The 22,851-nt window shown below is 60.4% G+C and carries 17 protein-coding genes and 1 pseudogene; 7 read left to right on the top strand and 11 right to left on the bottom strand.

The window, feature by feature from the left end; translation table 11 throughout:
• Window positions 1-18: 18 nt before the first annotated feature.
• The 4 genes from aldA to ET34_RS0102870 form a co-directional block, all read right to left on the bottom strand.
• Window positions 19-1,458 (bottom strand): aldehyde dehydrogenase, encoded by a 1,440-nt coding sequence (aldA, locus tag ET34_RS0102885; RefSeq protein ID WP_031519315.1) that lies wholly within the window; start codon window positions 1,456-1,458, stop codon window positions 19-21.
• Window positions 1,459-1,657: 199 nt separating this feature from the next.
• Complete coding sequence (locus ET34_RS0102880; RefSeq protein WP_031519314.1) at window positions 1,658-2,455, bottom strand: YdcF family protein; 798 nt, start codon at window positions 2,453-2,455, stop codon at window positions 1,658-1,660.
• A 135-nt stretch (window positions 2,456-2,590) separates the two neighbouring features.
• Complete coding sequence (gene fos / locus ET34_RS0102875) at window positions 2,591-3,004, bottom strand: fosfomycin resistance glutathione transferase (RefSeq protein WP_031519312.1); 414 nt, start codon at window positions 3,002-3,004, stop codon at window positions 2,591-2,593.
• Window positions 2,988-3,476: a GNAT family N-acetyltransferase gene (locus ET34_RS0102870; RefSeq protein ID WP_031519311.1), complete on the bottom strand. Its 489-nt coding sequence runs from the start codon at window positions 3,474-3,476 to the stop codon at window positions 2,988-2,990. Before ET34_RS0102870 ends, fos begins: the two co-directional genes overlap by 17 nt.
• A 131-nt stretch (window positions 3,477-3,607) precedes the next feature.
• Here ET34_RS0102870 and ET34_RS0102865 point away from each other — a divergent pair, with 131 nt between their 5' ends.
• From ET34_RS0102865 to ET34_RS0102850, 4 genes are read left to right on the top strand one after another with little or no spacing between them, the layout of a single operon-like run.
• Window positions 3,608-4,039: a MarR family winged helix-turn-helix transcriptional regulator gene (locus ET34_RS0102865; RefSeq protein ID WP_031519309.1), complete on the top strand. Its 432-nt coding sequence runs from the start codon at window positions 3,608-3,610 to the stop codon at window positions 4,037-4,039.
• Window positions 4,039-5,694, top strand: a complete 1,656-nt coding sequence (locus ET34_RS0102860; RefSeq protein ID WP_031519307.1) for an MFS transporter — start codon at window positions 4,039-4,041, stop codon at window positions 5,692-5,694. Before ET34_RS0102865 ends, ET34_RS0102860 begins: the two co-directional genes overlap by 1 nt.
• A 28-nt stretch (window positions 5,695-5,722) precedes the next feature.
• Window positions 5,723-6,805: an HlyD family secretion protein gene (locus ET34_RS0102855; RefSeq protein WP_031519306.1), complete on the top strand. Its 1,083-nt coding sequence runs from the start codon at window positions 5,723-5,725 to the stop codon at window positions 6,803-6,805.
• Window positions 6,802-8,175 carry an efflux transporter outer membrane subunit gene (locus ET34_RS0102850; RefSeq protein WP_031519304.1) on the top strand — a complete coding sequence of 458 codons (1,374 nt, stop codon included), beginning with the start codon at window positions 6,802-6,804 and terminating at the stop codon, window positions 8,173-8,175. Before ET34_RS0102855 ends, ET34_RS0102850 begins: the two co-directional genes overlap by 4 nt.
• Window positions 8,176-8,204: 29 nt before the next feature.
• Here ET34_RS0102850 and ET34_RS0102845 read toward each other — a convergent pair whose 3' ends face one another.
• Both ET34_RS0102845 and hrpA read right to left on the bottom strand, forming a co-directional pair.
• Window positions 8,205-9,026 (bottom strand): hypothetical protein, encoded by an 822-nt coding sequence (locus ET34_RS0102845; RefSeq protein ID WP_152548337.1) that lies wholly within the window; start codon window positions 9,024-9,026, stop codon window positions 8,205-8,207.
• 26 nt (window positions 9,027-9,052) lie between these two features.
• The gene (gene hrpA, locus ET34_RS0102840) at window positions 9,053-12,955 is read right to left on the bottom strand and encodes an ATP-dependent RNA helicase HrpA (RefSeq protein ID WP_031519300.1); all 3,903 of its coding nucleotides are present in this window, start codon (window positions 12,953-12,955) and stop codon (window positions 9,053-9,055) included.
• Between the two features lie 239 nt (window positions 12,956-13,194).
• Between hrpA and azoR the strand changes: the two genes are divergently transcribed.
• Window positions 13,195-13,800: an FMN-dependent NADH-azoreductase gene (gene azoR, locus ET34_RS0102835; RefSeq protein WP_031519299.1), complete on the top strand. Its 606-nt coding sequence runs from the start codon at window positions 13,195-13,197 to the stop codon at window positions 13,798-13,800.
• Window positions 13,801-13,858: 58 nt separating this feature from the next.
• On the opposite strand, the gene ET34_RS0102830 is transcribed toward azoR, so the two are convergent.
• From ET34_RS0102830 to ET34_RS0102815, 4 genes are read right to left on the bottom strand one after another with little or no spacing between them, the layout of a single operon-like run.
• Window positions 13,859-14,188, bottom strand: coding sequence for a hypothetical protein (locus tag ET34_RS0102830; RefSeq protein WP_031519297.1), 330 nt, complete (start codon window positions 14,186-14,188; stop codon window positions 13,859-13,861).
• Window positions 14,189-14,203: 15 nt separating this feature from the next.
• Window positions 14,204-14,527 carry a YdbL family probable chaperone protein gene (locus tag ET34_RS0102825; RefSeq protein ID WP_031519296.1) on the bottom strand — a complete coding sequence of 108 codons (324 nt, stop codon included), beginning with the start codon at window positions 14,525-14,527 and terminating at the stop codon, window positions 14,204-14,206.
• 11 nt (window positions 14,528-14,538) lie between these two features.
• Window positions 14,539-14,730 carry a YnbE family lipoprotein gene (locus ET34_RS0102820; protein WP_031519294.1) on the bottom strand — a complete coding sequence of 64 codons (192 nt, stop codon included), beginning with the start codon at window positions 14,728-14,730 and terminating at the stop codon, window positions 14,539-14,541.
• A complete protein-coding gene (locus tag ET34_RS0102815) occupies window positions 14,727-17,369 on the bottom strand; it encodes a YdbH family protein (protein ID WP_031519292.1) in 2,643 nt (880 codons plus the stop codon). Before ET34_RS0102815 ends, ET34_RS0102820 begins: the two co-directional genes overlap by 4 nt.
• Window positions 17,370-17,580: 211 nt before the next feature.
• Between ET34_RS0102815 and ET34_RS0102810 the strand changes: the two genes are divergently transcribed.
• Window positions 17,581-18,567, top strand: coding sequence for a 2-hydroxyacid dehydrogenase (locus ET34_RS0102810; protein ID WP_031519290.1), 987 nt, complete (start codon window positions 17,581-17,583; stop codon window positions 18,565-18,567).
• 144 nt (window positions 18,568-18,711) lie between these two features.
• Here ET34_RS0102810 and ET34_RS0102805 read toward each other — a convergent pair whose 3' ends face one another.
• Window positions 18,712-18,978: a putative hemolysin gene (locus ET34_RS0102805; protein WP_031519288.1), complete on the bottom strand. Its 267-nt coding sequence runs from the start codon at window positions 18,976-18,978 to the stop codon at window positions 18,712-18,714.
• 315 nt (window positions 18,979-19,293) lie between these two features.
• On the opposite strand from ET34_RS0102805, the pseudogene nifJ reads away from it, so the two are divergent.
• A pseudogene (nifJ, locus tag ET34_RS20780) lies at window positions 19,294-22,817 on the top strand (pyruvate:ferredoxin (flavodoxin) oxidoreductase).
• Window positions 22,818-22,851 lie beyond the last annotated feature (34 nt).

Raw genomic sequence — 22,851 nt, 5'->3', positions numbered from 1 at the left:
GGCAGGGGCTGAAGGGGGTCAGGATTGCAGGTAAACCACCTGGGTTTGCAGATACTCATTCAGGCCGTGGCGCCCGTCGGCTCCGCCGATGCCGGATTTACGCCAGCCGGCGTGGAAGCCCTGCATCGCTTCGAAGTTCTCGCGATTGATATAGGTTTCACCAAACTTCAGCCCTTTGATGGCTTTCATCGCGGTATTCAGATTGCGGGTGTAGATCGACGAGGTCAGGCCATAGTCGCTGTCGTTGGCCATCGCCAGCGCCTCCTCCAGGGTATCGAAGGTGACCACCGGCAGCACCGGGCCAAACGTCTCTTCGTGCATGATGTTCATCTCCTGACGCACGTCCACCAACAGCGTCGCCGGATAGAAGTAGCCTTTGCCCTCAGCCGTTTTACCGCCGGAAAGCACCGTGGCCCCTTCACTTACCGCCCGTGCCACTTTCGCTTCCACACGCTCACGGGCAGCGGCATTGATCAGCGGCCCCATCGCGATATCGTCGCGCTGAGCCGGGTCGCCGTACTGTACCGCGCTCATGGCGCTGCTCAGGCGGGAGATAAACGCGTCATAGATGCCCTTCTGCACGTAAACGCGCTCGGCGCAGTTACACACCTGCCCGCTGTTGATGACGCGGGAATCGACAATCGCCTTCACCGCCAGATCCAGATCGGCATCATCCATCACAATCGCCGGGGCTTTCCCGCCCAGCTCAAGGCACACTTTGGTGATGTTTTTCGCCGCCGCCGCCATGATCTTCTCGCCCGCCCCGACGCTGCCGGTCATGCTGACCATCGCCACGTCCGGATTACCGGCCAGCTCCTGGCCCACGGTTTCCCCGCGCCCCAGCACCAGGTTGAACACCCCGCGCGGGAGGCCTGCTTCGTGGACAATTTCGGCAAAAGCAATGGCGTTATTCGGCGTGAACTCACTCGGCTTAATAACAATGGTATTGCCGGTGATAAGCGCCGGGGCCAGCTTGCGGGCAATCAGGAAAAACGGGAAATTCCACGGCAGAATGCCGGTGGTCACGCCGAGGGCGCGTTTAAACACCAGAATGTTTTCACCCGGACGATCGCTCTGCAGGATCTCACCCTCATAGCGGCGCGCCCACTCTGCCATGTAGTCGATGTAGTCAGCTGTAAAAGCCACCTCCACATCGGCCAGCCCTTTCACTTTGCCACCCTCGGCCACAATCAGGGCGCTGATCTCCGCGGCGCGGTCACGAATACCTGCTGCGATCTTGCGCAGCCAGCCGGCGCGTTCAATCGCCGGCAGCGCTTCCCATTCCGGCTGAGCGCGTTTTGCAGCGGCGATGGCCTGACGCGCGTCCTCTGCGCTTCCGTCCGGAATACGCGACAGCAGCGCCTCGGTGGCCGGGTTAATGACATCGATCCAGGCATCTCCCTGCCCGCTAACAAACTGCCCGTCGATATACATGGAATGCTGCACAGGTGCTGTCATGACCTACTCCTGAATTAACATGAGGTATGGAAGGTAAAAGAGATGTTAAAAATCTATATCTCGTTAACAGGGAGCGGCAGCTCAGGGCGGGTAAGTGTGAAGGAGATCGAAAAAAAGCGTCGTTAAACGCTTTTGTGGTTACCGTTTTGCAACATTAGCCTGCCCGTTTGAGCAAGAGCACTCAGAAACGGGCAGCGCGCTACAGCAGCGAGCGGTTGCGCAGCGCCTGGGTGAGGATGGGATCGTTGAACAGCGCCTGCCAGGCCTGCTCAACCTCGGGTGGAATATCCACATGGGTAGTAAAGTCGCGGCCGCGCGGACCGTAGCCGCTGTGGTCATCGCGCAGGCGCGGAATTTCACCGAGGATCAGCGAAATAAACCGCTCCGGCGGCCACATCCCGGTGTCGCCCACGACGAACTGCACGCTGCGTGAACCGTTGCGCAGCACCGGCACGACGCCCGGCTGGCTGACCCATTCTGGCTGAAAATCCGCATCGCGCCAGGCGCGTGCAAAAGTGGCGACGGTGCGGCGCTGCATGGTCGGGTCCTGAGACAGGATAATGCGCTTTGGTGCCATGCCCCACTCATCGAGCAGACGACGGCTAAAGGCCGCGTTTTCGCCGCAATTGGTGGAGTGCTCTTCAGTGATGATGCGTTCCTGAGGCAGATTCCAGAACTCGCGCGCAATGTCTGCCAGAATCGCCGCCTCGCTGCGCCCGGTGGTCTGGATGGTGTTGTAGCGCGGATGGCGTGCGATAGCAGCATACAGAAATGTTGTGGAGTGCCCAACGCCGCCGGTGATCAGCAGCGGGATCTCCTGAGTCGCCGCCCGCTCGCAGGCAGCATCGATAGTTGGGATCACAGCATTGCCAGCCAGAACCAGCAGATCCGCTTTGGCATTTTTGGTGCTGTTGGCGTCATCATACGCCAGCCATTGCCCAATGGTGTTGACGGCCTGTAGCGTCCCGTCGGGAAGGCGCGGGAAAGTCGTTATCATCGTCCACTCCATGTTAAAAGCCAGATTTAAAGATATATCGGGCTTCCCCGCTTCGACATCAGATCATCCTTAAAGGCGGTTGCACAGTGGTATTACCGGGTAATGACGTAAAAATGACGACTCAGGCGTCACGTATCAGGGGTCATCATAGAAGATCATCCCGTCATAAGGTTGCTGACGGCAGGCTTCCAGCCGTGACGCGAGCGACCCGACGTGCAGTTCAAGCTGGTGGTTATCGGGGTCGAGAAAATAGAACGACTCACCTTCGCTGCGGTTACTTTTCCAGACGGTCACGCCCGCCTGCTCCAGGCGGGCACACAAGGGTAAGAAGTCTGCTTCCGCCACGCTAAAAGCGTAATGGGTATAATCCTGACGGGGAGTTCCAGCGACAGGGTCAAGCGACAGACAGAGCCAGAGTGAGCCACAGCTCAGGTAGGCGCCGCGCGTCCAGCGGGCGTGAAGCCGCATTCCTGGTAACGCCTGATAAAACGCAATGCTGCGCTGCAGATCGGCTACCGCAAGCGTCAGATGGTTAAGCCCGCTCAGCATGTTTATCTTCCAGACGAATGGCAAAGCACACTGCATCCTCCTGCCCGACGTAGCGGCCATAATTATCAATGATCTCATACCCGGCCCGCAGGTAGAACTCCACCGCTTTCTGGTTGCTGGTGCGGGTTTCCAGCCACAGTTCATGATAGCCCTGTTGGGCTGCCCACTGCTCTACCCAGCGCAGCAGGGTGACCCCTGCGCCAGGATTGCCCGGCAGAGCAAACAGACGCTTCAGCTCGCCGATCCCCTCCTGCAGCGGGCGACACCCCACGCAGCCGACGGGTTTGCCGGCTTCATCTCTGGCAATAAAAAATCCGGCGCCTTTCACGCGCACGTCGTCATAGCTGAACGAGGCGCGTCCGGAGCTGCCGGTCAGCCCCTCCAGTGTTTCCGACAGCGCCGCCTGCAGTGCGACCGCATCCGGCTCCGTCGGGTCAACAGGCGCAACGCAATAGACTCTTTCTTGTGACACTGTCACCTCCACCTGAACCAGCTTTCTCTCGTAACCGCCTGAGCGTAGCGGCTTTTCTTATGCTTTGCTACTTGATGTCTGTCCTGCTGTCGCCCTAAACTAATTAGACCTCTAACAATCTGATATTGCCTGTGGACTACGATCGGCTAACCTTTTCACATCTTCTGCATTTAACGGCCCACCACTGGCGGCTGGCGGTAGACCGTCGCCTGAAAGCGCTGGGCATGAGCCAGGCAAGCTGGATGGCGGTTTCCGCCATCGCCCGTCATGCAGCGCCGCTTTCCCAGCGTGAGCTGGCTGACGAGCTGGGCGTGGAGACCGCCACGCTGGTGCCGCTGCTGAATCGTCTGGTGGAACATGGATTAATTGAACGTGCAATGACAGATAACGACAAGCGTAAGCGCCTGCTGGTCGCCACCCCGAAGGGCGAGGCGCTCTATCATGAAGTGCGCCAGGTTGCTGACCGCTTCCGGGAAGACGTGCTGACGACCATTACCCAGGAAGAACAGCAGCAGGTACGCGCTGTTCTCACCCGATTGCTGCAAGAGGTTCAGAAGGCATAATGCGCGTCCCTCATCGTGATCCCTATGCCCCGCGCGAGTGGCAGCCGCATGAAAAACCGATGCTGCTCGGTTCGCCATCCACGCCCTATCACACCACGCCGAAACGCATCGCCTACGGCATCGTTGGCCTGCTGGTCTGCCTGACCGGCGCGCTGGGCAACGCGATGGTGTCGGCGAATCTGCAAAATCTGCAGGGCACCTTTGCGGCCTGGTCAACCGAGATTGCCTGGCTGCCCGCTGTCTATGTAATGACTAACGTCTCTATCAACCTGCTGCTGGTCAAGTTTCGCCAGCAGTTCGGGCTGCGCGCCTTTACCGAAGGGTTTCTGGTGCTGTATGTGCTGGTCACCTTCTTTCACCTGTTCGTCAACGATCTCAGTTCGGCGCTGATGGTGCGCGCCGCGCACGGTATGGTAGCGGCGGCGCTGAGTTCGCTTGGCATCTACTACCAGATTCAGGCCTGGCCCGCGAAGCATCGCCTGAAGGCGTTGACCATCGGCATCACCGGGTCGTCTCTGGCTATTCCCATCGCCCGCTTGTTCTCCAGCGAACTGCTGCAGATTGACGAGTGGCGCGGGCTGTATTTGTTCGAGCTGGGGCTGGCGCTGGTGTCACTGGCCTGCGTGATGGCCCTCAAGCTGCCGCCCGGCGACCGTAAAAAGGTATTCGAGAAGAAGGATTTCCTGACCTTCATTCTGCTGGCACCCGGCATGGCGCTGCTGTGCGCGGTGCTGTCGCTGGGGCGCATCGAGTGGTGGTTTGAAACCCCGTGGCTAGGCTGGGCGCTGGCGGGCTCGGTGGTGCTGATCGTCAGTGCGATGGTGTTCGAACATAACCGCAGCAATCCGCTGCTCAACACCCGCTGGCTCTCCAGCGGCAGTATTCTGCGCCTCGGCCTGATTATGCTGCTGATCCGCATCGTGCTGGCGGAGCAGAACACCGGGGTTATCGGCTGGCTGCAGTACGTAGGCCTGCAAAACGAGCAGATGACCCATCTCGCCTGGTCGATTTTTGCCGGTATCGTCTGCGGCATTGTCGCCAGCTGCCTGACCATCAAGCCCCAACAGCTGGCGTGGCCGATCATGGCTTCGCTGGCGCTGATGATTGTCGCCACCCTGATGGACAGCCAGTCCACCAGTCTGACCCGGCCAGACCAGTTGATTATCAGCCAGTTCCTGCTCGGGTTCAGCAGCGCCTTCTTCCTTGCGCCGGCAATGCTCGCCGGGATCGGGGGGGTGATCGCCGAACCGCGTAATCTGGTGAGTTTTTCGGTGCTGTTTGGTATGAGCCAGAACCTCGGCGGCTTGCTCGGCTCGGCCATTCTTGGCACCTTTCAGACCTGGCGGGAGAAGTATCACTCCAGCCTGCTGGCCGACCAGCTCACCACGCTCAATCCGCTGGTGAACGAGCGTATTCAGCTCTATACACAGATGTATCAGAACCTGATTGGCGACACCACGCTACGCAGTACGCAGGCCATCACCCAGTTACAGAGCGCCAGCGCGCTGGAAGCAAATATTCTTGCTTACAACGATACTTATCTGCTGACGGCCAGCATTGCCGCCGCCACCCTGCTGTGGATCGGCTGGCGTCTGTTGCGTCTGCGTATTACTGCCCACCTGGCGCTGAAGCGCGCCACGGGAACCAAACAATAATATTGTCGATGATAATTCCGGAGTTTGTATGAGTCAGCAGGACGCCGCTAAAGAGCAGGCCAGTACCCGCAGTAACCTGCGCGTGGTTTCCATTTTTGCCGCCGCGGCTATCGGCATCGTTGGCGTACTGGTGATCCTGTATGCCTGGCAGCTGCCGCCCTTTACCCGCCACACGCAGTTTACCGATAACGCCTACGTGCGCGGCATGACCACCTTTATCAGCCCGCAGGTGAACGGCTACATCACGACGGTCAACGTGCAGGACTTCGCGGTGGTGAAAAAAGGCGATGTGCTGATGACCATTGACGACCGCATCTATCAGCAACGTGTGCATCAGGCGGCCGCCACGCTGGCGATGCGCGAAGCGACGCTCGCTAACAACCTGCAACAGCGCCGCAGCGCCGAGGCGGTGATTGCCCGGGATGAAGCCGCGCTGAGCAATGCCCGCGCCCAGAACCAGAAAAATCAGGCCGATCTGAAGCGCGTGCGCGAGCTGACGTCCGACGGCTCGCTCTCTATTCGTGAACGCGATGCCGCCCTGGCCAGCGCCGCCCAGGGGGCGTCCAGTATCGATCAGGCAAAGGCGCAGCTTGAGATGTCGCGTCAGGATCTGCAAACCGTGATTGTGAACCGCGCCGGACTGGAAGCGGACGTGGCTAACGCCCGCGCGGCGCTGGAGCTGGCGCGTATCGACTTACAAAATACCCGCATCGTCGCCCCGCGCGACGGCCAGCTCGGGCAGATCTCGGTGCGCCTCGGTGCCTACGTGGCGGCAGGCACTCACCTCACTACCCTGGTGCCACCACAGCACTGGGTGATCGCCAACCTGAAAGAGACTCAGCTGGCAGAGGTGCGCGTGGGACAGCCGGTCACCTTCACCGTCGATGCGCTTAATGGCGAAACCTTCAGTGGCCGGGTGGAGAGCATCTCTCCGGCTACCGGCGTGGAGTTCAGCGCCATCACCCCGGATAACGCCACCGGCAACTTCGTAAAAATCGCCCAGCGCATTCCGGTGCGCATTGCGGTGATGGGCGATACGAATCACAAAGCGCGCCTGCGTCCGGGGATGTCGGTACAGGTGACCATTGATACCCTGGAGAAACCCCAATGAGGCGCCTGACTGCCATTGCGCTGGCGCTGCTGCTGGCGGGTTGCCACAGTGCGCAGGTTAAGCAGGCGCCAAGCTCGCTCACCATCCCCGCCCAGTGGCGCGACGGCATCGGGCCGGAAAGTCCGGTGGAGGGGTTCTGGTGGCGTAATTTCCATGATTCGCAGCTCAACCGTTTCGTTGAACAGGCGCTGCGCTACAACAGCGACGTGCTGACCGCGCGCGCGCGGATTGATGAGTACCAGGCTCGGGTAACTGCCGCGGACAGCGCCCTGTGGCCGACGCTGGATGCCAGCCTCGGGGTGACCCGCGCGCGCTCGCAGTCGGCGGCGACCGGCCTGCCGACCCACGGCACGCGCTATCAGGGCGGATTAACCGCCAGCTACGATGTCGATCTCTGGGGCGCAACCCGCCGCAATATCGACGCGGCAACTCTGACGCTGGAAGCACAGAAGTCGGCGGCGGCGGCGGCGGATCTCAGCGTCGCGTCCCAGGCGGCAGCCGGTTATATCACCCTGCTGGCGCTGGATGAACAGCTGCGCATCACCCGGTCCACCCTGAAAGCGCGGGAAAACGCCTGGCAGCTGGCAAAGCGCCAGTATGAAACCGGGTACTCGTCGCGGCTGGAGCTGATGCAGGCCGATTCAGAGCTGCGCGCCACCCGGGCGCAGATCCCGCAGCTACAACACCAGATTGCCCAGCAGGAGAATGCGCTGCAGGTGCTGGCGGGAAGCCTGCCGGCGGGCGTGTCGCGCGACGGCAATTTTGCGGCGCTGACGCCGCTGAGCATGCCGGCTCAGCTGCCTTCATCATTGCTGGAACGTCGTCCGGATATCGTGCAGGCGCAGCAGACGCTGCTGGCGTCGGATCAGACGCTGGCCGCTTCACGAGCGAAGCTGCTGCCCTCCCTGAGCCTTAGCGCGTCGGGCACTTATCAGGATGATACCCTGGCCGGGCTGCTGGATAATCCGCTGCGGCTGTGGAGCGTCGGGGGCAGCGTGCTCGCCCCGCTGCTGAACCGCGATACGCTGAACGCCCAGGTGGATATTGCCATGTCCCAGCGCAACCAGGCGCTGTACAGCTATGAGAGCACGGTGCGCAATGCGTTTCGCGAGGTAAACGACAGTCTGGACGCCATCCGCCGCCTGGGTGAACAGCTCAGCGAACTGGAAGGCCAGGAGCAGGTAGCGCAGGAAACGCTGCGCATCGCCCACAACCGCTATCGCAACGGCTACTCCTCGTTCCTGGAAGAGCTTGACGCCCAGCGCACGCTCTACGCCACCCAGCTCAACGTGGTGCAAACCCGCAACGATCTGCTGCTGGCGCAGATCGATCTCTACCGGGCATTAGGGGGCGGCTGGCAGGTGAAGTGAGGTAACAGCGGCCCTTCACCTGCTGGTGGTCAGAAATATTGATAATCGCTGGTGACGGCAAAGGTATAGCGGGTGGTCTGTTTCGCGTATTTTTCTGTCTCTGTACGCTTCTGCACCAGACAGCTTCCCTGCTCATCCCATTTCGTGCACTCATTCACGGTATACAGTACGCTGTAGGGATGGTTGGTCTCTGTTTCACTCTTCAGCCAGCGACCATCATCTGACCAGCTAAGCGTGGTGTTCTCTTTACCGCTCGATGTGCGGATAAGAAAGCCACGCGTGTCATAGCTCAGCTCCGTCGTCTCTTCAAAAAACTGTAGCGAGCTATGCGCTACCATGCGAACAACACGGTTTTTCGCATCATAGTCATAATGCGTTCGCGTCTGTGCTGGCTGGTTATTCAGGGTAAACGTCATGACCGAATCCGTTATGCGCCCGGAATTGTCCGGCGTATAACGCGTCTCACCTTTCCAGTCCGTTAGCGTTTTATCTTTCATCGTGATGGTCATGGCTTCTGCGGTGAGCCAGCCTTCTGCGTCGCGCCTGATCCTGTATTCCAGTTTCATTTTGCTCGCGCCGTCGTCACGCGAGAGTGTGGTCGTAGCGTTTTTCAGCACGTTACACGTCTCAAAGATGGCACGAGTATCGCTGGTAGAATCAATATTCTCGCCTTTCGTCTTCACGTGAAACGTTTTGAATTGCTCCTTCGCCGGGCTACCCTGCGCGATAATTTGCAGGTTAGCGGCGTTAATCGCCAGTTGCGTAGCATCGCATGTCTGCGCCACCTGCGCCGAAGCGTTCATTGCCACGGCAGTTAGCGCCACGCTTAACCCAATACGTACTCTTGTCACTGTCTTTCCTTACCAGTAAATGCGGGCTAGCCCGCGATCTGCTCCATTGCCTGCAGCACGCGTTTGTCGGACACCGGATACGGCGTACCGAGCTGCTGGGCGAAGAAGCTGACGCGCAGTTCCTCAATCATCCAGCGGATCTCGCGCACGTCGTCGTCATCGCGTCGCGCCGGCGGCAGTTTATTAAGCCACTGCTGCCACGCCTGCTGCACCTGCTCGACTTTCAGCATCTGGGCGCGATCGCGGTGTGGGTCCACCGCCATCTTCTCAAGCCGTTTTTCGATGGCGTTGAGGTAACGCAGCGTGTCCCCGAGTCGCTTATAGCCGTTGCCGGTAACGAACCCGCGATACACCAGCCCGCTCATCTGGGCTTTAATGTCCGACAGGCCCAGCGCCATCGTCATATCCACGCGCCCTTTCAGGCGCTTGTTGATGCTGAATACCGCGGTCAGGATCTGCTCCACCTGCTTCGCAATCTCTACCACGGTATCGTTCAGCCCGGCGCGCACCTTCTCGTGCAGCTGCGTAAAGCCCTCTTCGCTCCACACCGGTCCGCCGTTCTCGGCGATAAGCTTGTCCACGCCGCAGGAGATACAGTCGTCAATCAGATCCAGCACCTTACCGTACGGGTTGAAGTAGAGCCCCAGCTTCGCTTTGTTCGGCAGCTTTTCGTGCAGGTACTTGATTGGTGAAGGAATATTCAGCAGCAGCAGACGGCGCAGCCCGCGCCACATCGCCTGCTGCTGCTCCAGCGGGTTATCAAACAGCCGGATGCCAACGCTCTCTTTCTCGTCCACCAGCGCCGGCCAGGCTTTCACCTTATAGTTGCCGCGCTGCTGCTCGTAGCTCTCCGGCAGTGCGCCGAAGCTCCAGATATGCAGCCCGCTCAGCTCGATGCCGTCATCCGCCACCGCCGACAGCGTCTCCTGCACTTTGCCCTTCAGCGCTTCTTTCAGGGCGGCGAGATCTTTGCCTTCGCTGAGCTTACGGTTTTTCTCATCCACCACGCGGAAGGTGACTTTCAGGTGATCGGGCACCTGATCCCACTGCCAGCTGTCGCGGTCGATGGTTACCCCGGTCATGCGGCGCAGCTCGCGCTCCAGCGCATCGAGCAGCGGCAGCTCCAGCGGCGTGGCGCGACCTAAAAACGCCTCAGCATAGTTGGGCGCCGGCACAAAGTTGCGGCGCACCGGTTTGGGGAGCGACTTAATCAACGCGATCACCAGCTCGCGGCGCATGCCCGGCACCAGCCACTCAAACCCGGCATCATCCACCTGGTTAAGCAGCGGTAGCGGGATATGCACCGTCACGCCATCGGCGGCATCGCCCGGCTCGAACTGGTAGCTGAGGCCAAGCTTCAGGTTGCCCTGATGCCAGAAGTTCGGGTAGTCGAGCTTGCTGACCTGCTCCGCGCCTTCCTTAATCAGCATGCTCTTTTCAAAGTTGAGCAGATCCGGCGTTTCACGGCTCGCTCGCTTCCACCAGCTGTCAAAGTGTCGGGCAGAGACCACTTCGTGGCCGACGCGCTGATCGTAGAACTCAAACAGCGCATCGTCGTCCACCAGTATGTCGCGGCGGCGGGATTTGTGCTCCAGCTCCTCAACTTCAGCGCGCAGCTTCTGGTTTTCGCGGAAGAACGCATGCCGGGTCTGCCAGTCCCCCTCCACCATCGCGTGACGAATAAACAGTTCACGCGAGAGCGCCGGATCGATCTGGCTGTAGTTCACCTTGCGCGCCGCCACGATCGGCAGGCCGTACACCGTGACCTTCTCCGTCGCCATCACCGCACCCTGCGCCCGCTCCCAGTGCGGCTCGCTGTACGAGCGTTTCAGCAGATGCTGCGCCACCGGCTCCACCCATTCGGGTTCAATACGCGCGGCGATGCGGCCCCACAGGCGGCTGGTTTCCACCAGCTCCGCCACCATGGTCCACTTTGGCGGCTTCTTAAACAGCCCGGAGCCTGGAAAAATCGAGAACCGCGCATTGCGCGCGCCGGTAAACTCCTGCTTGTCGCTGTCTTTCATACCGATATGCGACAGCAGGCCGGTAAGCAGCGCAGTGTGTACCGCGCGATAGTCCGCCGGCTCGCTGTTAACCGGAATGCCCAGCTCTTTCACCACCTGGCGCAGTTGAGTGTAGATATCCTGCCACTCGCGCACGCGCAGATAGTTCAGGTAATCGGTACGGCACAGGCGGCGGAACTGGTTCGATGACAGCGCTTTCTGCTGCTCGCCGAGGTAGTTCCACAGATTGACGAAGGCGAGGAAGTCGGACTCCTTGTCGTGGAAGCGGCGATGTTTTTCGTCCGAAGCCTGCTGCTTGTCTACCGGGCGTTCGCGCGGGTCCTGGATCGACAGCGCGGACGTAATGATCATCGCCTCGCGCACGCAGCCGTGCCTGCTCGCTTCCAGCACCATACGCGCCAGACGCGGGTCCACCGGCAGCTGCGACAGCTGACGGCCCTGAGCGGTCAGCTTGTAAACGCTCTGGGTTTCATCGGTGGTGATGGCACCCAGCTCTTCCAGCAGCCGCACCCCGTCCTGAATGTTGCGTTTGTCCGGAGCTTCAACGAATGGAAACGCGGCGATATCCCCCAGCCCCAGCGCGGTCATCTGCAGGATCACCGATGCCAGGTTGGTACGCAGAATTTCCGGATCGGTGAATTCCGGGCGCGACAGGAAGTCATCTTCCGAATAAAGACGAATACAGATGCCTTCCGAAACGCGGCCGCAGCGCCCTTTACGCTGGTTCGCCGAGGCCTGCGAAACCGGCTCGATCGGCAGACGCTGCACTTTGGTGCGGTAGCTGTAGCGGCTGATGCGCGCGGTACCGGGGTCAATTACATATTTGATGCCCGGCACGGTGAGCGAGGTTTCCGCCACGTTGGTCGCCAGCACGATACGCCGCCCGGTATGGGACTGGAACACGCGGTTCTGCTCGGCGTTGGAGAGCCTGGCGTAGAGCGGCAGCACTTCGGTATGCGGCAGGCTGAGCTTATTCAGCGCGTCTGCGGTGTCACGGATTTCGCGTTCACCGCTCATAAAGATCAGGATATCCCCGGCGCTTTCACGGCCCAGTTCGTCCACCGCATCAAAAATCGCCTGCAGCTGATCGCGCTCGGTATCATCCGCTTCCTCCACGATGGGGCGGTAGCGCACCTCAACCGGGTACGTGCGGCCCGACACTTCAATGATCGGCGCATTGTTGAAGTGGCGCGAGAAGCGCTCCGGATCGATGGTCGCCGAGGTGATGATCACCTTCAGATCGGGACGGCGCGGCAGCAGCTCGCGCAGATAGCCAAGCAGGAAGTCGATGTTAAGGCTGCGCTCGTGCGCTTCATCGATAATGATGGTGTCGTACTGCATCAGCAGCCGATCCTGCTGGATCTCCGCCAGCAGTATCCCATCGGTCATCAGTTTCACCAGGGTGTTATCCCCGACGTGATCGCTGAAGCGCACCTTGTAGCCCACCGCGCCGCCCGGCTCGGTTTTCAGCTCTTCGGCAATGCGGTTCGCCACGGTGCGCGCCGCCAGACGACGCGGCTGGGTATGGCCAATCCAGCCTTTTACCCCGCGCCCCAGCTCAAGGCAGATTTTTGGCAACTGGGTAGTTTTACCGGACCCGGTTTCACCGGCGACGATCACCACCTGGTTGTCGCGCACCGCCTCCAGAATCGCCTGCTTCTTCTGGCTGACCGGCAGGTTATCCGGATAGACAATTTCCGGACGCGCGGCGGCACGCAGCGCGACTTTGCTGGCGGCGGCGGCGATCTCGCGTGCCAGCTCACTCATCACTGCCTTTTGAGATTCAGGATTTTTAACTTTCTTTGTACCCTGCAGGCGGCGCGCAAAACGCTGCTTGTCGCGCAGCATCAGCGTGTCGAGCTGCTGGTAAAGGCCCGTAAGGGAAAAATTCTCGTGTTCTTTCATCGTATTATTGGGCAGCTTTCTGCCAGTGTTTTTTTGAAACAGATACCCTGCAGAATATCATATCCCACGCCTGTCGGCGGGAATTCCCTGAAAGGCAGGTGGTAATGCCGGAAGCCTTGTTCAATAAATTCGAACATAGGCTTCGATATATTGCGCTATCACTGCACAGGCAATGTGCTTAGAGTGTCAGCAAGCGAAGGGCAACGGCCCTGATAACCAAACATAAAAAGGAATCACCCATGAGCAAAGTATTGGTTCTGAAGTCCAGCATCCTGGCAGGTTATTCAACGTCTGGTCAGCTTAGCGACTATTTCGTTGACCAGTGGCGTGAAAAGCATAGCGACGATGAAATCACCGTGCGCGATCTGGCTGCTAACCCAATCCCGGTACTGGATGGTGAGCTGGTAGGCGCGCTGCGTCCTTCCGATGCGCCGCTGACCCCACGTCAGCAGGATGCGCTGGCCCTCTCCGATGAACTGATTGCTGAGCTGAAAGCCCATGATGTGATCGTTATTGCGGCACCGATGTACAATTTCAACATCCCGACCCAGTTGAAAAACTACTTTGACCTGGTTGCCCGCGCCGGTGTGACCTTCCGCTACACTGAGAACGGTCCGGAAGGTCTGGTCACCGGTAAGCGCGCAGTGGTCCTGACCAGCCGCGGCGGCATCCATAAAGATACCCCGAGCGATCTGATTGCCCCGTACCTGACCCTGTTCCTGGGCTTCATCGGCATCACCGACGTGAACTTCGTGTTTGCTGAAGGTATCGCCTACGGTCCGGAAGTGGCGACCAAAGCCAACGCCGACGCGAAAGCCGCGATCGACAGCGTTATCGCTGCGTAATTCCTCTCTGACAGACCCGCCGCCGGCCACACACCGGCGGCTTTTTTTTGCCCGTCGTTTACTCAACCACCCAGCGGGTCTCATCGAGACTGAACACCAGCGTGCCGTCGCGCAGCGCGTAGGGCACCTGATAGTCATGGCGATCGTGCATATTGCGGTCGGCGCACGGCTCGAAATAGTGTACGCAGCAGCTGAAACTGAACTGCGTGTCGTCGATAGCGGTTACGCTGAAGGTGTCCGGCTCGTACGCGTACCGCATATCATCGGGAAAGGCCGACATCACAAAGCGCTTAAACAGCGGGGCGTTGTCGGTTATCAGCGCGCTCAGCGCAGCACGATCCTGCGGATTCACGTCACCCAGCGCGAGGCTGTATTCCTGATGGCTCATGTCGATCTCCTCTGGCTATTTGCGTAGCCATTTACCGTTGATGCCGCGCACGTACTCTCCCGGCTGCGCTCTGGCCACCAGCTTCTGCCCGGCCATACGCGCCACGTCGTCCACGGCGATATTGTTGCTGTCCGCCAGCGCCTGATAGCTTTCGGCCCGGGCGGCGTTAATCTGTTTTACCAGCGCCTGGGTGTCGCTGTCCTGCTTCAGCGGCGCGATATAGCCGCTCAGCGTCTCGCCGACGCGCCCCTGCTGGCGGGCTTCATCCAGCGTCAGGCCAAACGCCAGCGGGCTGACCATCACCAGCGTCAGCAGGCATGATTTCACTGTCAGTTTCATCGCCACCCTCCTCAGAACAGGTCGCTACGGTTTTTGAGCAGCGTCTCGACGTCTTTATCCACCTTAACGTGGATCTCATGCTCAATTTTAACGTTCATATTGATGGTGATCGGCTCCTTTGGCGCGGCCACTTCAATGCGCGGCGTACAGCCTGTCAGCCCAATCGCCATCAGCGCCGTCACTCCGGCAGCAAGTCGTTTCATTTATTTTCCTCACAAACGGCCCCGGGCGCGGCGCAGGACGAAGGCTGCGACGAGAGGTTTTGCTCAAGCCAGGACTGTAAATTATCGCCAAAGCGCAGGCTGCGCCACAGGGTAAAAAGATTCTCTTCGTGACTGTAGTTCAGATGGACGGTGCTGCTTTTGCCCTGCACCTTGCCGGTACCGGTAATGCTGGCCTGCAAACGCAGCGCGCCGAGATTATCCAGATCGATGCGTGTCCAGGAGCGCGAGATCTCCATGTAGCGCAGCCAGTTGATGGCCGCCCCGGCAGCCACGTTATCGTTCGCAATGGCATCCGCAGTGTCTTTATCCAGACGCAGCGTCATCGGCCCCGGATTGGCGAGCCAGCCATCTTTAATGATCCACTGCGGGTGCTCAAGCCACAGCGGCAGCGCCCCGCTCACCGGGCCGGAGAGCGTAAACTGCTTCGGATTCACCGCGCTCACCAGCTCGCTGGTGGAGATATTATTCACCCGCACCAGGGCGGCATCGTGCTGCGGCATCCGCAGCTGCTGCATGGTGATAGTGCCGCCGAGCGCCTCGACGCTGACGTCGCTCAGCCCCAGCGGCTGCGCCTCGCTCCAGGGATACCAGCCCTGTAAGGAGGCGGTGAAATTGTGGGCAACAATCTGGTTTTCGATAGTACCAATCTTCAGGCGCACCGGCCCGCGGGTGCCAAGATGCCAGGTGCCGGCGCTGAAGCGGAACGGCAACACAAAGTCCACGCCGTCGATTTTGTTATCCGGCATCCAGGCGCTGCCGTCGCGCAGCACGCCGTGACCGCCGGCTTCAAACCCCTGCCCGGCGGCAGCGGAAAAGGCTACCTGAGCGTAAAGCGACCCGTCGCGCAGCGCCATCTCCCAGTCCGGCGGTATCAGCGGCTGAAACACCGTCAGCTGCTGCTTTGGCCACCAGGCTTCGCCGCGCAGCCGTTCGCCGTCCCAGCGTCCGTGATGCCGTACCGGGCCAATCGCCCCGGCGCGCAGATCGCCCCTGAAATTAAAGGAAGTGGGATCGCTGCCCTTCAGCGCAAAGGTGAACGCCGACGGCGGCAGGACGCTACCACCGCTGAAGCGGGTTTCGCCGGCGTTGAGCCGCAGATCGCCGGTGAATGACGGCGCAGCCGGGTCGCGCACCCAGCGCAGCGGCTCGGCGAGCGTCAGGCGTGGGGTGGTCATGGTCATGCTGCCGTACTGCAGCTGGTCAAGACCGGTGGAAAGCGCGGTCAGTTCAATGGTGCTGTCCTGCCAGCGCCCGCGCCCGGCCACATCCCAGGCCGCCTGCATTGGCGTGAAGTTCCCCTCGCCCCAGTAGCGCCAGTTCCACAGGCCTTTGTCGGGTAAGAAGTTGCTGGCCTGGCCGTCAAGATGCAGGGTGAAGTCGCCGGTGCCGCCCTCGTGGGCGCGCAAAATGGCCTGCAGGCGGCCAGCCACGCCGTCCTGTGTCAGCGTCACCCCTGCCAGCGGCCAGCGGATCTCATCGATATTCAGCGCGTCGATCACCCGGCCACGGGAGCGCAGCAGCGCTCCGGGATGAAAACGCAGCGTAGGCGTCAGCAGCGGGCCGCTGAGTTCCCCCGGCAGCCCGGCGTAGAAGATCATCGCCTCCTGTTTCGCTTCCCCGGTCAGGCGCAGTGGCATGGCGCTGTCGGTAAGGCTCAGCCGGCCCGGCCCGAAATTGAGTACCGCGTTGCCTTTCCCGGCGCGGCCCTGGGTCACCACGTTCAGCCGGCCATCAAACAGGGTATGCTCAAGCCCCTGCTGCCAGTTCCGCGCCCTGGCGGCCACCCGCCCGCTGAGCGGGAACCCCTGATACGGCCAGCTCCAGCGTCCGTCGCTGATGGTTAGCGCCCCGGCGCTGGCGGTCCAGGGAAGATCGAGCAGCGGATCCTCTGCGTCGGGGGCCATGACAATCAACTGACCGCGATTGGCGTCCCACTCCAGCTCCGCGGTGGCATCGCGCGGCTCGCGCGGCAGATGCAGCGAGGTGCGCAGACTGCCCTGGGTCGGCAGCCCGTCCGGCATCAGCCCGAGCGTCAGGTCGCCCGCCAGCGCCAGCGGCGGTTCGCCGTCGAACAGCGGCAGCTCAAACTGGCTGAGGGTCAGCGTCTGCCCTTTCACGGCAACCTTGACGCGGAGCCGCTCGCCCTGAAAGCTCAGCTGCTGTGTTTCCGGGCTAAGCGCCACGGAGAGCGTCCCGGCATACTGATCCCAGGGCGCCAGTGAAAAATGGTTAACGTTGAGGAAGCTGCGCGGAAGCATCGCCTGCCACTGAGCAAGGGTGCGCGGCGCACTGGCAGCCGTATCGCTCTCCGGAAGCTGGCTCAAACAGGCGCTGTTAAGCGTGAGGGTGTCGACATCAAGCTGCCAGCGGCTCGGATGGCGCAGGATAGCGTTGTCAACGCGGGCCAGTTCGCACTCACCGGCGAGATAACGCAGATCGGGTATCACAATCGCATTGCGGGTCAGGCGCGGGCTGGACTCCAGTGCGATGCGGGTACCTTTTGGCAGCCACAGGCCTGCGAACCCCGGCAGCCAGTACGCCGTGGTGTGGAGAAGTGCGAGCAGCGAAAGCACAATCAGCAGCGCAGTGGCGATAATGGCTTTGTATTTACCCGTCATGGGCAGTTAATATCCTGAATAAGCGAATAATTTTTGCCAGTGAGTCGCGTTATTCTGGCATGTTTGCCCCTTCAGTTGAAGCAGAGGGTTCCGGGTAAGCGTAGTTGACCTAAAATTAGAGGTAACCACCTGCTCCATAAATCTTTTTTTAGAATTTGTAAGAAAATTTTAACCATGCTAACGTGACCAAAACGTCACTGGAGAAAGTCTTATGAAACTGGCGATTTATAGCACGAAACAGTACGACAAAAAGTATCTGGAGCATGTTAACCAGGAATATGGCTTCGAACTCGATTTCTATGACTTTTTGCTCACCGAGAAAACCGCAAAAACGGCCCACGGCTGCGACGGCGTATGCATCTTTGTGAACGATGACGGTAGCCGCCCGGTGCTGGAAGAGCTGAAAAAGGTTGGCGTGAAGTTTATCGCCCTGCGCTGCGCCGGTTTCAACAATGTCGATCTGGATGCGGCGAAAGAGCTGGGCCTGCACGTGGTGCGCGTTCCGGCCTATTCCCCTGAAGCGGTGGCGGAACATGCTATCGGCATGATGATGTGTCTGAACCGTCGTATCCATCGCGCCTATCAGCGCACCCGCGATGCCAACTTCTCGCTGGAAGGCCTGACCGGCTTTACCATGCATGGCAAAACCGCCGGGGTGATTGGGACCGGGAAAATTGGCGTTGCCGCCCTGCGCATTCTGAAAGGGTTCGGTATGCGCCTGCTGGCGTTTGACCCGTACCCGAGTGCCGCCGCACTGGAGCTGGGCGTGGAGTACGTCGATCTGCAAACGCTGTTCTCCCAGTCTGACGTGATCACCCTGCACTGCCCGCTGACGCCGGAGAACTATCACCTGCTGAACCGCAGCGCGTTTGACCAGATGAAAGACGGGGTGATGATCATCAACACCAGCCGTGGCGGTCTGGTGGATTCTCAGGCGGCGATCGACGCGCTGAAAAGCCAGAAAATCGGGGCACTGGGGATGGACGTGTATGAGAACGAACGCGATCTGTTCTTTGAAGATAAATCGAATGACGTCATTCAGGATGACGTGTTCCGTCGTCTGTCAGCCTGCCACAACGTGCTGTTTACCGGTCATCAGGCTTTCCTGACCGAAGAAGCGCTGATCAGCATTTCGGAAACCACGCTGCAGAACCTGAGCCAGCTGGAAAAAGGCGAACCCTGCGCCAACGAGCTCTGATGCTCCGGGTGGAGGCGGCATCGCGCTTCCGCCTGTCCTTTCCCACTTACTGTAGATTGGATAAGCGATACGCATCTGCCTTTTATCTCTGCGTAGGGTGGGTAAGCAAAGCGCACCCACCTTTTCCTCTACGCGACACGGGGATCAAAAACTACCGCAGCTCCCGGATGCCAGCGCGCTGGCGCTGCAGCGTTTGCCGTTCGGCATCGCGCACATACCGGTTGATGAACCATCTAACTGACGCGCCGCCAGCGCCACGCCACCCGCCATCGCGCAGTTTGCTGCCGCGCTCTCTGACAGCGCTGCCCGCATGCCTGGCGCGACATGCGCCGCCGTTGCCTGCTGTTCCGGCTCGCTGCTGCAAGCCGATAATAAAAGTGCCGCACACCCCACTAAAAACGCCGCGCGCATAGATCTCCCCTCATCATGAAATACGCAAAACCCCTGCATCTTATGCAGCCCGGCGGCGTGCTGTCGAGGCGCGGTGAAAAATTTACACAGCGTTGCAGCGCCTTTCTGCCGTTTTTTTGACCCGCATCGGATTATTCCGGTTTCGCTTGTTTCTGTGAAGCAGCGCACAGCCACTATTACCCCTGCGTTTTGTGGCGGCAAGGACACAAAAGCGAAAATTGCCGCCGCACCCGTTTGCTAAAATTCCCCCATAATTACAGGGTGTGTTGCGGTATCACGCGCCCCTCTCCTTTTGCGCAATGTGAGGATCTCTTTATGATCACAACTGACGGCAATGGCGCAGTGGCTTCGGTGGCATTTCGCGCCAGCGAAGTGATTGCTATCTACCCGATTACGCCGAGTTCGACGATGGCGGAACAGGCGGACGCCTGGGCCGGAAACGGCCTGAAGAACGTCTGGGGCGATGTGCCGCGCGTGGTGGAGATGCAGTCCGAAGCCGGAGCGATTGCCGCGGTACACGGCGCATTACAGACCGGGGCGCTCTCCACCTCGTTTACCTCGTCCCAGGGTCTGCTGCTGATGATCCCGACGCTCTACAAACTGGCCGGTCAGCTGACGCCGTTTGTGCTGCACGTCGCGGCGCGCACCGTCGCCACTCACGCGCTCTCTATCTTTGGCGATCACTCTGACGTGATGGCGGTGCGCCAGACCGGCTGCGCCATGCTGTGCGCCGGCAGCGTGCAGGAAGCGCAGGATTTTGCGCTTATCTCCCATATCGCCACGCTGAAAAGCCGGGTGCCGTTTATTCACTTCTTCGACGGCTTCCGTACCTCACATGAGATTAACAAAATCGTGCCGCTGGCCGACGATACGCTGCGCAGCCTGCTGCCGCAGGCGGAGATCGATGCCCACCGCGCCCGGGCGCTGAATCCCGAACATCCGGTTATCCGCGGCACCTCGGCGAATCCGGACACTTACTTCCAGTCGCGCGAAGCCACCAATCCCTGGTACGACGCGGTCTACCAGCACGTTGAGCAGGCGATGGCGGCGTTTGCCGAAACCACCGGGCGCAGCTATCGCCCGTTTGAGTATTACGGCCACCCGGAGGCCGAACGCGTGATCGTGCTGATGGGCTCGGCCATCGGCACCTGCGAAGAAGTGGTGGATGAACTACTTAGCCGCGGTGAGAAAGTCGGCGTGCTGAAAGTGCGGCTGTATCGCCCGTTCAGCGCCGCGCACCTGCTGGCGGCGCTGCCCCAGAGCGCGAAAACCATCGCGGTGCTGGATCGCACCAAAGAGCCGGGGGCGCTGGCGGAACCGCTGTATCTCGACGTGATGACCGCGCTGGCGGAAGCGTATAACGCCGGCGAGCGTGAAACCCTGCCGCGGGTGATCGGTGGGCGCTATGTCTGTCATCTAAAGAGTTCGGCCCGGACTGCGTGCTGGCGGTGTTTAACGAGCTGCGCGCAGCGAAGCCTAAACCGCGCTTCACCGTCGGCATCTATGATGACGTGACGCACCTCTCCCTGCCGCTGCCGGAGAACACCCTGCCGTCTCACGCGAAGCTCGAAGCGCTGTTCTACGGACTGGGCAGCGACGGCAGCGTGTCGGCAACCAAAAACAACATCAAAATTATCGGCAACGCCACGCCCTTCTATGCCCAGGGCTACTTCGTGTACGACTCGAAAAAGGCCGGCGGCCTGACGGTGTCGCATCTGCGCGTCAGCGAGCGGCCGATCAACTCGGCCTACCTGATCGATAAAGCCGACTTCGTTGGCTGCCATCAATTGCAGTTTATCGACAAGTATCAGATGGCAGAGCGCCTGAAGCCCGGCGGGATTTTCCTGCTCAATACCCCCTATTCACCCGATGAAGTCTGGGCGCGGCTGCCCCAGGAGGTGCAGGCGACGCTGGTCAACCGCCATGCGCGGCTTTACGTCATCAATGCTGCGAAAATCGCCCGCGAGTGCCAGCTTGGAGCGCGTATTAACACCGTTATGCAGATGGCATTTTTCCATCTCACCCACATTCTGCCCGGAGACAGCGCGTTAACGGCGCTGCAGGGCGCGATTGCCACAAGCTACAGCAGCAAAGGCCTGGAGCTGGTCGAGCGCAACTGGCAGGCGCTGGCTCTGGCGCGTGAATCGCTGTTCGAGGTGCCGCCGGAAACGGTAAACGCCGACAGCCCGCTGCGCCCGCCGGTGGTGTCCGATGCTGCACCAGACTTTGTCAAAACCGTGACCGCCGCCATGCTGGCAGGTCTGGGCGACGCGCTGCCGGTCTCGGCTCTGCCGCCGGACGGCACCTGGCCGGTAGGCACCACCCGCTGGGAGAAACGCAACATCGCCGAAGCGATCCCCATCTGGAAACCGGAGATCTGTACCCAGTGCAACCACTGCGTGGCGGCCTGCCCGCACTCGGCGATCCGCGCCAAAGTGGTTCAGCCTGACGCCCTTGCGGCTGCGCCGGATTCACTCCAGTCGCTGGACGTGAAATCCCGGGATATGCGCGGCCAGAAATACGTATTGCAGGTCGCGCCTGAGGACTGCACCGGCTGCAACCTGTGCGTCGAAGTCTGCCCGGCGAAAGATCGCCAGAACCCGGAGATCAAAGCCATCAACATGATGTCGCGCCTTGAACACGTTGAGGAGGAGAAGGTTAACTACGATTTCTTCCTCGACCTGCCGGAGATCGACCGCACCAGCCTTGAACGCATCGACATTCGTACCTCGCAGCTGATCTCGCCGCTGTTTGAGTACTCGGGAGGCTGTTCTGGTTGCGGCGAAACGCCGTATATCAAGCTGCTGACCCAGCTTTACGGCGACCGCCTGCTGATCGCTAACGCCACCGGCTGCTCGTCCATTTACGGCGGCAATCTGCCCTCCACCCCATACACCACCGACGCCAACGGACGCGGGCCAGCGTGGGCTAACTCGCTGTTTGAGGATAACGCCGAGTTTGGCCTTGGTTTCCGTCTGACGGTGGATCAGCACAAGCAGCGCGTGCTGCGCCTGCTGGAGGCCCAGGCTGATAAGCTGCCCGCTGAACTGGTAGACGCCCTGCGCGCCGACGCGGCACCGGAAGTGCGTCGGGAACAGGTGGCGCAACTGCGCGCCCTGCTGCAGGGTGACCCGAGCGCCGCACAGCTGCTGACCGACGCCGACGCGCTGGTGGAGAAATCGATCTGGCTGATTGGCGGCGATGGCTGGGCCTACGACATTGGGTTTGGCGGGCTGGATCACGTGATGAGTCTGACCGAGAACGTCAATATTCTGGTGCTCGACACCCAGTGCTATTCCAATACCGGCGGTCAGGCGTCCAAAGCCACGCCGCTCGGCGCGGTGACGAAGTTTGGCGAGCACGGGAAACGTAAAGCGCGTAAGGATCTGGGCGTCAGCATGATGATGTACGGTCACGTCTACGTGGCGCAGATCTCTCTCGGCGCACAGCTTAACCAGACGGTGAAAGCGATTCAGGAAGCCGAGGCCTATCCGGGACCGTCGCTGATTATCGCCTACAGCCCCTGTGAGGAGCACGGTTACGACCTGGCGCTCAGCCATGACCAGATGCGCCAGCTCACGGCGACCGGTTTCTGGCCGCTGTATCGCTTCGATCCGCGTCGCGCAGATGAAGGGAAAATCCCGCTGGCGCTGGATTCACGTCCACCGTCGGATGCGCTGGCCGATACGCTGATGAAAGAGCAGCGCTTCCGCCGCCTGAACGCGCAGCAGCCGGAGGTCGCCGAGCAATTATGGAAGGACGCCGCCGCAGACCTGCAGAAGCGCTACGATTTTCTGGCGCAGCTGGCGGGCAAAGCGGAGAAAGCGGCAAGCGAGTAACGCAGAACGCCGCTCCCGGAGAGCGGCGGAAATG

This window comes from Siccibacter colletis, from assembly GCF_000696575.1.
In the GTDB taxonomy this organism is placed as follows: Bacteria; Pseudomonadota; Gammaproteobacteria; order Enterobacterales; family Enterobacteriaceae; genus Siccibacter; species Siccibacter colletis.
Note: the sequence above shows the minus strand (reverse complement) of the source record. Positions and strands in the feature narration are given on the sequence as shown.

Bases quoted from the DNA above. Each gene is read 5' to 3' on its own strand.
- ET34_RS0102810 (WP_031519290.1), top strand. From the start codon at position 17,581: ATGAAACTGGCGATTTATAGCACGAAACAGTACGACAAAAAGTATCTG.
- ET34_RS0102820 (WP_031519294.1), bottom strand. From the start codon at position 14,730: ATGAAACGACTTGCTGCCGGAGTGACGGCGCTGATGGCGATTGGGCTG.
- ET34_RS0102815 (WP_031519292.1), bottom strand. From the start codon at position 17,369: ATGACGGGTAAATACAAAGCCATTATCGCCACTGCGCTGCTGATTGTG.
- ET34_RS0102880 (WP_031519314.1), bottom strand. From the start codon at position 2,455: ATGATAACGACTTTCCCGCGCCTTCCCGACGGGACGCTACAGGCCGTC.
- azoR (WP_031519299.1), top strand. From the start codon at position 13,195: ATGAGCAAAGTATTGGTTCTGAAGTCCAGCATCCTGGCAGGTTATTCA.
- ET34_RS0102855 (WP_031519306.1), top strand. From the start codon at position 5,723: ATGAGTCAGCAGGACGCCGCTAAAGAGCAGGCCAGTACCCGCAGTAAC.
- ET34_RS0102825 (WP_031519296.1), bottom strand. From the start codon at position 14,527: ATGAAACTGACAGTGAAATCATGCCTGCTGACGCTGGTGATGGTCAGC.
- fos (WP_031519312.1), bottom strand. From the start codon at position 3,004: ATGCTGAGCGGGCTTAACCATCTGACGCTTGCGGTAGCCGATCTGCAG.
- ET34_RS0102850 (WP_031519304.1), top strand. From the start codon at position 6,802: ATGAGGCGCCTGACTGCCATTGCGCTGGCGCTGCTGCTGGCGGGTTGC.
- aldA (WP_031519315.1), bottom strand. From the start codon at position 1,458: ATGACAGCACCTGTGCAGCATTCCATGTATATCGACGGGCAGTTTGTT.
- ET34_RS0102830 (WP_031519297.1), bottom strand. From the start codon at position 14,188: ATGAGCCATCAGGAATACAGCCTCGCGCTGGGTGACGTGAATCCGCAG.
- ET34_RS0102860 (WP_031519307.1), top strand. From the start codon at position 4,039: ATGCGCGTCCCTCATCGTGATCCCTATGCCCCGCGCGAGTGGCAGCCG.
- hrpA (WP_031519300.1), bottom strand. From the start codon at position 12,955: ATGAAAGAACACGAGAATTTTTCCCTTACGGGCCTTTACCAGCAGCTC.
- ET34_RS0102805 (WP_031519288.1), bottom strand. From the start codon at position 18,978: ATGCGCGCGGCGTTTTTAGTGGGGTGTGCGGCACTTTTATTATCGGCT.